At 42.5% G+C, this 13,494-nt stretch carries 13 protein-coding genes; 5 read left to right on the forward strand and 8 right to left on the reverse strand.

Annotated features, from left to right (window positions below; translation table 11 throughout):
* Window positions 1–20 precede the first annotated feature (20 nt).
* Window positions 21–893: a cyanophycinase gene (locus tag AC570H_RS16350; protein WP_497356731.1), complete on the reverse strand. Its 873-nt coding sequence runs from the start codon at window positions 891–893 to the stop codon at window positions 21–23.
* 253 nt (window positions 894–1,146) lie between these two features.
* Between AC570H_RS16350 and cphA the strand changes: the two genes are divergently transcribed.
* Window positions 1,147–3,765, forward strand: coding sequence for a cyanophycin synthetase (gene cphA / locus AC570H_RS16355; RefSeq protein WP_497356733.1), 2,619 nt, complete (start codon window positions 1,147–1,149; stop codon window positions 3,763–3,765).
* Between the two features lie 54 nt (window positions 3,766–3,819).
* On the opposite strand, the gene AC570H_RS16360 is transcribed toward cphA, so the two are convergent.
* Window positions 3,820–4,272 (reverse strand): ferritin-like domain-containing protein, encoded by a 453-nt coding sequence (locus AC570H_RS16360; protein WP_497356735.1) that lies wholly within the window; start codon window positions 4,270–4,272, stop codon window positions 3,820–3,822.
* Window positions 4,273–4,369: 97 nt separating this feature from the next.
* Between AC570H_RS16360 and AC570H_RS16365 the strand changes: the two genes are divergently transcribed.
* Entirely contained in the window at window positions 4,370–4,939 is a 570-nt protein-coding gene (locus tag AC570H_RS16365) for a Crp/Fnr family transcriptional regulator (protein WP_497356737.1), read from the forward strand.
* A gap of 124 nt (window positions 4,940–5,063) precedes the next feature.
* Window positions 5,064–5,504: a carboxymuconolactone decarboxylase family protein gene (locus tag AC570H_RS16370; RefSeq protein ID WP_497356739.1), complete on the forward strand. Its 441-nt coding sequence runs from the start codon at window positions 5,064–5,066 to the stop codon at window positions 5,502–5,504.
* A gap of 411 nt (window positions 5,505–5,915) precedes the next feature.
* Here AC570H_RS16370 and AC570H_RS16375 read toward each other — a convergent pair whose 3' ends face one another.
* Window positions 5,916–6,488 (reverse strand): DUF1543 domain-containing protein, encoded by a 573-nt coding sequence (locus tag AC570H_RS16375; RefSeq protein ID WP_497356741.1) that lies wholly within the window; start codon window positions 6,486–6,488, stop codon window positions 5,916–5,918.
* Window positions 6,489–6,599: 111 nt separating this feature from the next.
* Between AC570H_RS16375 and AC570H_RS16380 the strand changes: the two genes are divergently transcribed.
* On the forward strand, window positions 6,600–7,295 hold the full coding sequence (locus AC570H_RS16380) for a hypothetical protein (protein WP_497356743.1): 696 nt from the start codon (window positions 6,600–6,602) through the stop codon (window positions 7,293–7,295).
* A gap of 121 nt (window positions 7,296–7,416) precedes the next feature.
* Here the strand turns inward: AC570H_RS16380 and AC570H_RS16385 are convergent, their stop codons facing one another.
* From AC570H_RS16385 to fumC, 5 genes are read right to left on the reverse strand one after another with little or no spacing between them, the layout of a single operon-like run.
* Window positions 7,417–7,851 carry a low molecular weight protein-tyrosine-phosphatase gene (locus AC570H_RS16385; RefSeq protein ID WP_497356745.1) on the reverse strand — a complete coding sequence of 145 codons (435 nt, stop codon included), beginning with the start codon at window positions 7,849–7,851 and terminating at the stop codon, window positions 7,417–7,419.
* A gap of 2 nt (window positions 7,852–7,853) precedes the next feature.
* On the reverse strand, window positions 7,854–8,294 hold the full coding sequence (locus AC570H_RS16390; RefSeq protein WP_497356747.1) for a hypothetical protein: 441 nt from the start codon (window positions 8,292–8,294) through the stop codon (window positions 7,854–7,856).
* Between the two features lie 24 nt (window positions 8,295–8,318).
* Window positions 8,319–9,119 carry a S1/P1 nuclease gene (locus AC570H_RS16395; protein ID WP_497356749.1) on the reverse strand — a complete coding sequence of 267 codons (801 nt, stop codon included), beginning with the start codon at window positions 9,117–9,119 and terminating at the stop codon, window positions 8,319–8,321.
* Window position 9,120: 1 nt separating this feature from the next.
* Complete coding sequence (locus AC570H_RS16400; protein ID WP_497356751.1) at window positions 9,121–9,630, reverse strand: fumarate hydratase; 510 nt, start codon at window positions 9,628–9,630, stop codon at window positions 9,121–9,123.
* A gap of 56 nt (window positions 9,631–9,686) precedes the next feature.
* Entirely contained in the window at window positions 9,687–11,084 is a 1,398-nt protein-coding gene (gene fumC / locus AC570H_RS16405) for a class II fumarate hydratase (RefSeq protein WP_497356753.1), read from the reverse strand.
* A gap of 182 nt (window positions 11,085–11,266) precedes the next feature.
* Here fumC and AC570H_RS16410 point away from each other — a divergent pair, with 182 nt between their 5' ends.
* Window positions 11,267–13,477, forward strand: a complete 2,211-nt coding sequence (locus AC570H_RS16410; RefSeq protein ID WP_497356755.1) for a beta-N-acetylhexosaminidase — start codon at window positions 11,267–11,269, stop codon at window positions 13,475–13,477.
* Window positions 13,478–13,494 lie beyond the last annotated feature (17 nt).

Genomic DNA, 13,494 nt, shown 5'->3' on the forward strand with positions numbered 1-13,494 from the left:
GCCAATCGCCTAACGTCTGTCTATTCCGTCGGCACTGCTTTAGGGTGATGGATCACCAACTGGTGGCTCATTAGATCATAAATATCACCATCGCACATCACGTGCACCACCATGTTTTTAATGGAAACAGGTTGGCCCATTTCTACATCGGTAAGGTTGGTATCGGCCATAAACCGGCCATCTACTAAAATGACCATGCCCGAGCCAATGGCTTCCATGGTATTGTTATGGATGTAAAGTCCGGTATCTTCGCCCAAGCCAATGCCTAAAATTCCAGGATTACTGGCGGTAGCGTACAACAAGCGGCCAATACGGCCACGCTGCACAAAATGCGTATCTACAATTACATCATCAATAAAGCCCAAACCACCGGTAATTTTTACCTCGCCTTTTAAAAGCGCGTCCTTGCTGCTGCCTTGGTAAATCATGTTTTTAGAGCTGGCAGCCGCACCTGCAGAAGTTCCTGCAATAACGAAATCTGTGTTTTGGTATTTGTCCAATAAGATACGGTGGATTTCTGTACCACCAAAAATTGAGGATAGCCGCAACTGATCACCTCCGGTAAAAATAATTACATCCGCCAATTTGATCCGCTCTGCATATTCAGGCTTGTTGGCCTCTTCGCGGCTTCCGATATTCAGTACGCCAATGTCGTGCACATCTAACTGTGCAAAGGCCTTGATGTATTCTTCTCCAACTTTTTCTGGAATCAACGAAGCGGTTGTCATGATTTCAAAACGAGAATCGTTTCCTTTAATTGATTCTGTGGCAATCCGTTTTAAAATTCCACGCTCAAAAAAGTTCATGTTTTGTGGCAATCCGAACTGTGTTTCGGCAAAACTTCCTGTATCTATTGCGCCACCTATGATGATTAATTTTCCTTTTGGAACCATTGTACCTGTCTAAATGCTGCTAAAATGCCAAATATAGGCGCATTAGTCTAATATTTAACACTCTTTTTATCAATATTATACTTTTAATTAACAATCAAAGCAGAATTTGTAAGTTCAATTGTCAACTTTTAATTGCGCCGGGTGAATGTTAAATTCAAAAAATTTTTATACTTTAAACAAAGGTTTGTGAGCTAATCGCGAACCGAGCATCCCCCATTGCAACAACAGCATTCAAAAAGCAAATTTTATATTAATGAAGATATTAGGCATACAGGTATTACGGGGACCAAATATTTGGTCGGTGAACAGAAAGAAATTGATCCAGATGCGATTGGATTTGGAAGACTTGGAGCAAAGGCCAACCAATTTGATCGATGGGTTTAGGGAGCGCATAGAAAAACTGATCCCTAGCCTGCATAGCCACAGGTGTTCTAAAGGTGCACCCGGTGGTTTTTTAAGCCGCGTAGAGGAAGGAACCTGGATGGGACACGTGATTGAGCATATTGCACTCGAAATACAAACTTTGGCCGGCATGGATACAGGCTTTGGCCGTACCAGGCAAACCAAAACCGAAGGCATTTACAATGTAGTATTCAGTTATCTGGAAGAAAAAGCCGGGGTTTATGCAGCAGAAGCATCTGTTCGCATTGCGGAAGCACTGATTGACAACAAGGAATATGATTTGGAGTACGACATCCACCGCATGCGTGAATTGCGTGAATCGGAGCGTTTAGGTCCAAGTACCGGATCTATTGTTGATGAAGCCATTTCACGTGATATTCCATGGATCAGGCTAAACAAAGGTTCTTTGGTGCAATTGGGCTATGGCAAAAACCAGGTTCGCTTTAGGGCTACCATGACCGAGCGTACCAGCAGCATTGCTGTGGATATTGCCGGCAACAAAGACGAAACCAAGCGTTTGCTGGAAGATGCAGCCATTCCGGTGGCCAAAGGCGTTACCGTAAGCAGCCTTGATGATGTACACGAAGCCATTAAAAAAGTAGGCTTCCCTTTGGTGTTTAAGCCTTTGGATGGCAACCATGGCCGTGGTGCAACCATCAACGTAAAAACAGAAGAAGCCGCCATTGCTGCTTTTCATTATGCCAAAGAGCATTCGAGAAGGATTATTGTAGAGCGTTTCATTACCGGCCACGATTTTAGGGTATTGGTGATCGATCATAAAATGGTAGCAGCAGCCCTGCGCGTACCTGCCCATGTAAAGGGTGATGGCAAACAAACCATTCAACAGCTGATCGATCAGGAAAATTCTGACCCACGCCGTGGCTATGGCCATGAAAACGTACTGACCGAAATCAATGTAGATAGAGATACGCTAGATCTTTTGGAGAAAAAAGGCTATACCCTTGAAACGGTAGCGCCCAAAGATGAAATCGTTTACCTTAAATCTACCGCCAACCTGAGTACAGGTGGTACTTCTATAGATGTAACGGATCAGGTGCACCCGCAAAATGTATTCAATTGCGAGCGCATTTCTAGGATTGTAGGTTTAGATATTTGTGGCATCGATATCATGGCACAAAACCTAACCGAGCCTCTGACCGAAAACGGAGGCGTAATTTTAGAAGTTAATGCCGCTCCCGGATTCAGAATGCACTTGGCGCCTAGCGAAGGCCTGCCCCGCAATGTGGCCGCACCAGTAATCGATATGCTTTATCCTCCGGGCAAAGATGCCCGCATTCCGATTATTGCGGTAACAGGCACCAATGGGAAGACTACTACTACCCGCTTAATTGCACATATTGTAAAAAATAACGGCAGCCGTGTAGGCTTTACCACATCTGATGGTATTTATGTACAAAACACCATGCTGATGAAAGGCGATACCACCGGCCCTTTTAGTGCAGAATTTATTTTGAAAGATCCAACGGTTGAAGTTGCCGTATTAGAAACCGCCAGAGGGGGCATCCTTCGTTCTGGATTGGGCTTTAACAAATGTGATATCGGTGTGGTCACCAATATCCAGGAAGACCACTTGGGCATTTCAGACATCCATAACCTAGATGATCTGACCCGTGTGAAATCGGTTATTATTGGTGCAGTAAAAAGAAATGGCTGGGCAGTACTCAATGCCGACAATACCTATTGCCTAAAAATTGCAGCTAGTGCCGATTGCAATGTAGCCTACTTTAGCATGGACGAAAAAAATCCGGTGATTAAAGAGCATTGCAAAAAGGGAGGCATCGCCGCCATTTACGAAAACGGTTTTGTAACCATTAAAAAAGGCGATTGGAAAATCCGTGTAGAAAAGGCCACCCACATTCCGCTTACTTTTAACGGTACCGTAGAGTTTATGATCCAGAATGTATTGGCAGCAACGCTAACCACTTTCTTGTGGGGCTATAAAACCGAAGACATCCGCACTTCTCTAGAAACTTTCATCCCATCGGCTGCGCACACGCCTGGCCGAATGAATATATTTAAGTTCAAGGAATTTAAGGTTTTGGTTGATTTTGCGCACAACCCCGACGGATTTAATGGCGTAAAGGCCTATCTGCAAACTGTTGAAGCCACCGAGCATGTAGGCGTAATTTCGGGCACCGGCGACAGAAGGGACGAAGACATTATAGAAACTGCCCGTATCGCGGCACAGATGTTTGATAGAGTGGTTATTTGCCAAGAGAAATACCTGCGTGGGCGCAAGCAGCAGGAGCTGATCGATTTATTGCTTACCGGCTTAAAAGAGGTAAAGCCAGATATCCAGATCGACATCAACAACCATGGCGACGATTGTTTGAAAAAACTGATCAATACCGCCACATCGGGTTCTTTTATTACCATTTTAAGCGATACGATAGACAATGCCATCAAAAAAGTAACTTATTATTTGGATAAGGAACTGGAACAGAAATAAAAAACAAAGCCCCGATGTAAAATCGGGGCTTTGTTTTTTAGGGAGTTTGCAAAACTACGCTTGGGAGTCTCTCAGTCTCTTAATTTCGTCGTGCGATTGCCTTAAGGCAGCTTTTTGGTCGCTGATCAAGGTTCTGATGTTTGCCGATACTTCTTCTTCCAATGCCATTTTGTAGGCTTTTTGGGCAGCATCTTCGCCAAACTCGCAGTTATTGAGCACCGTTTTTCTGTCGTTGCCCGTAAAAATTGCCTTCACATCCATCCATGCCCTGTATATTTTGCCCGAATTGGTGGTTCCTTCTTCAGCCTCTTCGCCCAATGCCTGTACCTCTGTAGCCAAAGCCATTTTATATTTATGGCTCTCGCCGATCATACTTACAAATAGCGATTTTAAATCGGCATCTTCTGATTTCAATTCCTCAATTGCCCTTTCATAACCAGCAATTCTGTCGTTGTTAATTTGGATAAGGTCATTTAATACCTCTGCATTCACTGTTCTCGTTTCCATAATCTAAATGTTTTTGATTGTAGTTAAACAACAGGTGCCTTCAATAAATGTTTAAATTAGCTTAGCGCATTTGGGAATAAGAGATATATTTACGTCAATGTATCCCAACCTTATCCAACATATCAAACGCTATGTTACGCTTAGCGACGATGAGATTTCGATTCTTTTGAAGTACATCGTTCCCTTGCCCGTAAAAAAGAAAGTCTATCTTTTAGAAGAGGGGCAAATCTGCAGGTACAACTATTTTGTTGAAGAGGGTTGTTTACGCATGTTTTTCATCAACGAAAAAGGGATCGAACAAATTGTACAATTTGCCCTAGAAAACTGGTGGATTTCGGATTACATCAGTTTTGGCATGCAAACCAAAGGCGATTTTGCCATCCAAGCCATTGAAAATTCGCTGATCTTGGGTATTTCTTATCACCAACAGGAAGAACTGTTTAAACAATTGCCTCAGTTGGAACGGTATTTTAGAATTATGATGCAAAGAGCCTATGGCGCGGCCCAAAGAAGGGTTAAGTTCTTCCATGATTTTTCGAAAGAAGAAAGCTATCTGCACTTTGTTACGTTATTCCCTGATTTTGTGCGGCGCATCCCTCAATATATGCTCGCTTCCTATTTGGGCATTACGCCCGAGTACCTGAGCGAGCTCCGAAAAAAGCGCTAGTTTTTTTAGTTCTAGTTGGTATTCTCACTAACAAAACAAGAAGGATATTTCATTTCTTAAACCAGCTTAAGTTTTGCAAGGTTCATCTTGCCTAAATTTGTTCCATCATTTAAACAATAAAGTCATGAACACCAGAATTAATATCGCAGAATTAGAACCAGCTGGCTACAAAGCCATGATTGGATTAGAAAATTACTTAGCTACTTCTAAACTTGATAGAATGCACAAGGAGCTGATCAAGATCAGGACTTCGCAAATTAACGGCTGTGCATTTTGCATCGACATGCATACCAAAGATGCCAGAAAATATGGCGAAACAGAACAAAGGATCTACCTTTTAAACGCATGGCGCGAAACCGACCTTTTTAACGAAGAAGAACGTGTGATTTTGGCGATGGCCGAAGAGTTGGCTTTGATTGCCAATGGTGGCCTTTCTGAAGAAACCTATCAAAAAGCAAAAGCCTTGTTCGACGATAATTACATTGCACAGATCATCATTGCCTCTTCTACCATCAATGCTTGGAACAGGATTGCCATCAGCACGCACCAGCAGCCAGCAAAATAGCAAATTACATACGTCATTGCGAGAAACGAAGTGACAAAGCAATCTATGCTCGAAACGTGCAATAATGAAGATTGCCAGATTGATAAGTTTTTTTTGAAAAGCAGGGGCTGTGTTTCACCTGAATGTTAGCCCCGCTTTTACTGCAAGTCCTCGCCTCGCAACTCGGCTCCGGGCTTTCCGTTCAATCGGGTTTAGAAGACTCTGGTTTCCTCAGCTATGCCCGATTGCATAGGCCCAAGTAAAATAGCCCAGATTGGAGCGACATCCTTTTTTGCCACAGAGGCAAAAAAGATACAGCGTAAAGCGGGACTGCCTTTAATTTGCTGCAAAGGCATTGCGCTTCAAAACAGTTGGCTTTAGCTACAATCAGCTCAATTAACAATTTTCGATTGGCAGTTTTCAGCTAGCCGTTTACACTTCTCCCTTTGCTATTTTGGCCAAAGGAAAATATCCAAGCTTAATCTCATCTTCTGGTCCGGTATTGCCCGGAACAAATTTGAGGGAATATTTGGCTTTGAAAGCCGCATTTAAAATGTCTTGAATTTCGAAAATATCATCTACATCAACCCCATACTTATCATCGATATGCGAGCTTGCCCCATCGAACCAGGTATGTTTATAAAAAGCCGTTTCCTTGGCTTCTTTGATGGCTACCGCCTTTTGGTCTGACACCACCAGCATCTTATAGTGCAATTCGTCAAATTCGTCTTTCCTGTAGCCTCCCAAATTCAAAAAGAACAAACTGTTTCTATCGATTTTTGCTTCTTCTTTTTCAACAACGCTTACGCTATAATTTCCAACCTTGGTTACGGCACGAAAGGCATCGATATGGATCTTGCCTTTTGCTTCTGGCCAAAACTCGATCATCTCTGGAACAAGGTCTTTAATGGCATCGGCAATGCCGAAAAAGATATCGTGTTGCTCGGTATGCCTGCCTTCGGGCCTGCAACCCAAAAGCACCATAAACAGCTGAGGATTTTGCATTTAATGAATGATTTAGTACTTTAATGGCACAATTTTGTCATTTGTGCTGGTTCATAAAAATAAATCAAAACATTTAAAATCACGTTACGTTTCTAAAAGAAATCCAACCATATGATGCTAGCCTTACAACGCCCACCAGATGGCGGAACGCTTTACACCGAAACCAATCTGCAACACCTGTTTCCCGAGCCGCTCAATGCCATTACCTCTTGCTTTTTCTTGGCCATAGCCTTTTATTGGACATTCAAGCTTTGGAAGGATTACAAATCGCATGTGTTTTTAACCTATTGCCTCGTCCTGCTTTTTATCGGTGGTATTGGAGGTACAACCTACCACGCTTTTAGACAGTGGCGCATGTTTATCATGATGGATTGGCTGCCGATTATGTTGCTTTGCGTATCGGCCGGGGTATACTTCTTGGCCCAATTGTTCAAGTGGTATTATGCCGTATTGCTGGTAATTGGCTATGTGGCATTCCAGTTCTTTTTTAGAAGCGTGCTTGCGCCAAATAACATCCAATTGTTCATCAATATCAACTACGCCATGATGGCTTCTTTGGTACTGCTGCCGGTATTTGGCTATTTGGTGAGTACCAAGTGGAGAAACGGCAGATGGGTTGGCATGGCCTTGATTGCTTTTGTAATTGCACTTACCTTTCGCATTGCGGATAAATGGGAATGGATAAGCACAGGTACGCATTTTCTATGGCATACCTTTGGCGCTATTGCCTCTTTCTGCATGTTCAATTATATTTATTTGACCAATGCTCGGAAGGATGCCGGTGGAGAGTTGAAGGCAGAAGGCTGAGGATAAAAGATCAAAGCCTAAGAATAAATTCGAACCACTAAGTCAGTTGTCAGCTAACAGTTTACATTTCGCTAAAACTATAAGTCAAACCTCCGGACCTCGGACTTCCGACTTCGGACTCCTAACTAAACTCTTCGATCAATTGCTTACATCTTTTCTCAATCTGCCCACAAACGGGTTCGAAAAGTGCATTGTCATAATAAGGATCGGCTACTTCGTCATTATCTAGGAACAGCTTAACTTTTTGCCGTTGGGCTGTGGTTTTAGCCAGGCTGAGTACATCTCTGAGGTTATTTCTATCCATTACCAGGATATGGTCGAATTGTTCAAACAGACTTTCAGAAAAATGACGGGCACGCTGCTTGGAAATATCATAGCCAAAAGTCTGGGCAATCGCAATGCTTCTTCTGTCTGGGGCTTGCCCAATATGCCAATCGCCAGTACCAGCCGAAGCAATTTCCCAGCCCAAATGCTGTTCGTTTACCAAATGTCGCATAATCCCTTCGGCCAAAGGCGAGCGACAGATATTGCCCAAGCAAATCATTAGAATTTTCAAGCCTATTTAGATTTTGCTTTATATACGTATACTACTGTGTAGGTAATACCGTTCTCTGGATCTGTAAAACTGTGCTTTTGTGTTAGGGTATTGCCTTTCACTGTTGCCGTTGAAGTGGTTCCTGTTTCTGTCTTAAAGGTAAGTTGCTCTCCATTTTGTACCCAAGTATCGGGCCCTACATTTGCCAACATATCACATAAGGAGCCACTTGATCCTGTAGTAAAAGTACCATCTGGCGAAAATGAAAGGGTATAATTAGAAGCCAAGCAGCTACCTGGCCCAAGCAAATTTTTATAATCGGTAGTTGTTTTTCCGTTTAAGGTCATTGCCGGATTAACTTGAGCAGTTGCCAAAACCCAGTTATATTTGGTAATATTTTCTGAAGCATCTTTTTTACAGGCCAGGCTTGTGCAGATCAAGGCCAGCAACAATAATTTTCTCATAGCTGTTCCGGTTAAATAATTAAACTATTTATAAATATCGTTTAAAACTTTGGCTAAACGAATGCCGCCTTTTAACAATTGCTCATTTACGGTATCAACCCAATCGAAATTGTATTTATAGCTCAGTTTATCATCGTTTTTAATGCCTGTTGCATAAATCTTGTTGCAAATCTGATAAGATTCAAAAACACAATCTTTAAGACTTGCTTTTTGCCATGCGCCCAATTGCAAAGTAGTTGGATGGTTAATGGCTTTGGTATATTCTGTGTAGCTCAGTTGCTGAAAATCTACTAAGCCTTCGTCCCATACACGGTGCAGATTAGATTTCTCGCCAAACCAGGTTAATAAAATTTTATTGCCACCCAAATCGTCTTTTCTGGCCGTGTGCATTGGTTGGTGCATATCGCCCATCAAGTGGATGATCATCCGTAAGGCCAACTTCTTTTGCGCTGCTGTACTTTTTGCATTTTTAAGTACGGCAATCATTTCGTTGGTTTTGTTATAGATGTTTGGTCCTGGCTGCTTATCCAAGAAAGTGAACACATCGCTTTGCGACAAAGCTTCAGGCAAATTTACATAGTGCCAGTTGCTCAGGTAATTATAGGAAGTATCAGATTTGATAAAATCGGCCCAGTTGGCGGCCATGGCCATGCTTTCTGTTCCTAAAATCTGTTGAATGGCTTTTCTCGCCTTTGAGCTCAGGTAGTAATCGGCTACTTCGCCAACAATGCGATGGCCTAATACGCCCCATGCACCCGCAGTAAAAGGTACATATGCAAGAGCAAAAATAATTGCTATTTTCTTGAATAGGTTCAATTTCTTCATATTATAATTCTTTAGGGACGCAGGTGATCGTTTCTTTCAAAACCAATATGCATTCGCGCTGATCGGCCAGGTTTTCGAGGATCAATCTTTCCTTGCTTGATGATTTAATTTTAAAATTATTGAGATAGCGTCCGATTCGGTAGCAGCCAGAAATCTTTTGCTTATAATTGGCCTTGGTAAAAGTGCCATTGAGCATCAATGTATCGCCTTTAACTGCATAGGTACCTTTTGCATATTCTTTCCAAACACCGTTATTAAAGCACGAATCAGCATAATAGTTGGTTTTGGCATGTGTAGTCAAGTCAACATAAAACGAATCGCAGCTGATCTTGAAACGGTGCTGGGTATAGGTAAGCAGGTCTCTGGAATTGGCTACGCTATCTTGGCTCCATACCCCTTGCAACAAGGTTTCGCCCTTACCCTGTACATTAGGCAAACGCGTGCAGGCACTATATAAAAAGAGGCAGTTGAAAGTGAAAAGTAAAAAGTAAAATCGTTTACCAAGAATCATATTTCCAGTACTATTAATTAAATATGCTGTTTAAACTTTTCACTTTCAACTTTAACTTATTTCAAGCTTCCTACCATGTCTTCTGGACGAACCCACTCATCAAATTGTTCACTGGTTAACAAGCCTAGCTCAACTGCAGCCTCACGCAAGGTTTTATTTTCTTTGTGGGCTTTCTTTGCAATTTTAGCAGCATTTTCATAACCAATATGTGGATTTAATGCGGTAACCAACATCAACGAGTTTTCCATATGTTGTTTAATTACCGGTCTGTTCGGCTCAATGCCTTCTGCACATTTATCGTTAAATGAAACGCAGGCATCGCCAATTAAACGACCCGACTGCAATACGTTAGCCGCAATTACAGGTTTAAATACGTTCAATTCAAAATGACCATTGCTGGCACCAATGCTTACGGCTACATCATTGCCCATTACCTGTGCACAAACCATTGTCAAAGCTTCTGGCTGGGTAGGATTTACCTTGCCCGGCATAATTGAAGAACCAGGCTCGTTATCAGGGATCACAATTTCGCCAATGCCACAACGTGGGCCTGAGCTCAACATCCTGATATCGTTAGCTACCTTCATCAAAGAAACGGCAACGCGTTTATAGGCGCTTGAAAGTTCAACCATCGCATCGTGCGCTGCCAAAGCCTCAAATTTATTCGGTGCCGTTACAAATGGAAGTCCGGTTAGTTCGGCAATTTTTTGGGCCACCAATACATCATATCCCTTTGGTGTATTTAAGCCAGTACCTACTGCTGTACCGCCTAAAGCCAACTCTTTAATCATCTCCAAGGCATTTTTAATTGCCCTGATGCCATTGTCTATTTGCTGTACATAGCCAGAAAACTCCTGACCTAATGTCAAGGGCGTAGCATCCATAAAGTGGGTACGGCCGGTTTTTACAATGTCGGTCCACGAAGCGGCTTTTTGGGCCAAGGTATTTCTTAATTTCTCCAAACCTGGAATGGTCACTGTTACTGCTTGTTTGTAAGCAGCAATGTGCATAGCGGTTGGATAAGTATCGTTAGAAGATTGCGATTTGTTCACATCATCGTTAGGGTGCAGCACTTTTTTATCATCTGCCAAGCTGCCACCATCAATTACATGGCCACGGTTGGCAATCACCTCATTGGCATTCATGTTGCTCTGCGTACCCGAACCTGTTTGCCAAATTACCAAAGGGAACTCGGCATCTAACTGGCCGGCAATCACCTCATCGCAAGCCTTTGCAATTAGCGTTGCCTTGTCTTGTGCCAAAACGCCTAATTCGGTATTGGCCAAAGCGGCGGCCTTTTTCAAATAGCCAAAAGCATGGATGATCTCCTTTGGCATAGAAGCCTCTGGACCAATTTTAAAATTATTACGCGAACGTTCGGTTTGTGCGCCCCAATATTTATCTGCGGGCACTTGTACCTCGCCCATGGTATCGTGTTCTATTCTGAAACTCATGATGTTGCTAGTTTTTTGGCAAATTTAAGTTTTTTGGTTAAACGAGCCCTCTTTTGACACATATAATTTGCAACATTAATGCCACATGAACAAACGTTTGCACGCTCCTTAAGCAACAAAAAGCCGTATTCAATCCTTACTTTAAGGCTAAAATCAGAAAAAACCTACCTAAAACTATTTTTATGCGCACCAAAGCCGTCTGCCTTTTGCTTTTATGTTTGCTCCTGAATGCCTTTAATTCATTTTCGCAAATAAATATTATTCCTTTGCCACAAGTTGCTAAAGAAAACGGGACTACTTTTTTAATCAAACCCCAAACAAAGATCTATTACCAAAAAGGGCTCAAAACGCAAGCTGAATTGTTGGTTGCGGCCTTGTCGCCAGCTACGGGCTTCGACTTTAAACTGCAAGAAGCCAATGCGGCTGCAGATGGCATCTTTTTAGGCCTGGGCAAAACTCCATCAGCCAACAAGGAGGCCTACCAGCTTCATGTAAATACCAACAAAGTTAACATCACAGGCAACGCCAGCCAAGGCGTGTTCTATGGCATACAAACTTTATTGCAGCTCTTGCCTGTAGAGATTTATAACCCCCAAAGACAAAAGGGAAAAATTTGGGCCATTAAGGGCGTAAGCATTCAAGATGCACCACTTTATCCTTGGCGAGGCATGATGCTCGATGTATCTCGCTATTTCTTTAGCAAGGATTATGTGCTTAGGTTTATCGACATGATGGCCATGTACAAGATGAATGTTTTGCATTTCCATTTGATAGACGATGCCGGATGGCGGTTGGAAATCAAAAAATATCCGAAGCTTACCTCTATGGGTGCATGGCGAGGCAAAGGGGCCGAACGTACCGGTGGCTATTACACACAAGAAGACATTAAGGAAATGGTAGCTTATGGCATGGCCAGAAATGTAGAAATAGTTCCAGAAATAGAACTGCCGGCCCATACTTTGGCCGCCGTTGTAGCTTACCCTTATTTGGGTTGCACGGGCGAACAATTTGAAATGCCCTTGCAACATTCCATCAGTAGAGAACTTTACTGTGTAGGCAAAGAAACTACCTTCGATTTTTTAGCTGATGTTTTCAAGGAGGTATTTGCCTTGTTTCCTTCTAAATACATTCATATTGGTGGAGACGAAGCGGTTTATACGAGATGGGCGGCATGCCCGAATTGTCAAAAGCGAAAAGCTGACTTGGGCCTGAAGACTGAAGCTGGCCTGCAGGTTTATTTTAACCAGCGCGTACAGAACATGATTAAGCCTTATGGCAAAACAATTGTGGGCTGGGACGAGATTATTGAAGATGGCTTAAAGGAAAAAGCTGTTGGTATGGTTTGGCATGATCCTAAAAAAACATTTAAGGCAGTAGAAAATGGCCACGATGTAGTGATGTCGCTCACCAAGTTCTGTTATTTTGATATGGCCGAAAGCAACATTCCCGGCGAAGTAAAAGCGGCTACATGGGTAGGCTTGGTTCCAATGGAAAAGGTTTATCAGCTCAACCCTTTGGTAGAAGGCCTCGATCCAAAATACCACAAACAAGTGCTCGGCGCTTCGGCTACGCTATGGGCCGATCAGTTTATACATGGCACTATCCTTCAAGAAATTGGCCCACTGAACGAAAATCGTTCTGAAAAATATTTCGACTACTTCACTTTCCCACGCATGTCTGCATTGGCCGAAGTTGTGTGGACACCGGTAGCCAAACAAAGCTGGGCAGATTTTGAAAAGAGGCTGAGCAGCCATTACCTGCGTTATCAAAATGCCGGTTATGGCTTTCGTTTGCCTCAACCTAAACTCATCAGTAATGAAAAAACCAATAAGGGCTATAGCGTTAAGCTAAAAAATCTGGTAGAAGGCGCACAAATCCGCTACACTACTGATGGCACCTACCCCAATCCTTATTCTCCAGTTTATACCCAAAATGTTGAAGTAGCGGAGCTAAAGGATTTTATGGCCATAACCATGCTCAACAGGGAACAATATTCGTTGCCACTTTATTTTCCGGAAAAATACGATCAGTTTAAAAAATATGGAGAAGTAGTCGCGGAGTGGAATCCAGACAAAATCAAGGGAAAGGAATTTAGCCAGCTTGAAATCAATGCAACTGGAAAGATCAAAGAAAACGGCCAATACACCTTAACTTTTATGTACACTGGTGGCGATACAAAACTCGAAATACAATCTATTACTGTATTTAAGAATGGCGTAAAAATAGGCGAAGACATACATGATGGAGCCACAGGCTCTGCACAAAAAGACAATGCCTATAAAATAAACATTACGGCTTATGAAACAGGTGCATCTTTTATTATCAAGGCAATGGTTAGGGGCGATGTAGACAATAATTCGAACGGTATAGTGCTCTTAAAAAAGGCAGGCTAAAATTTTATGATCACAAT

The organism is Pedobacter sp. B4419, assembly GCF_059693725.1.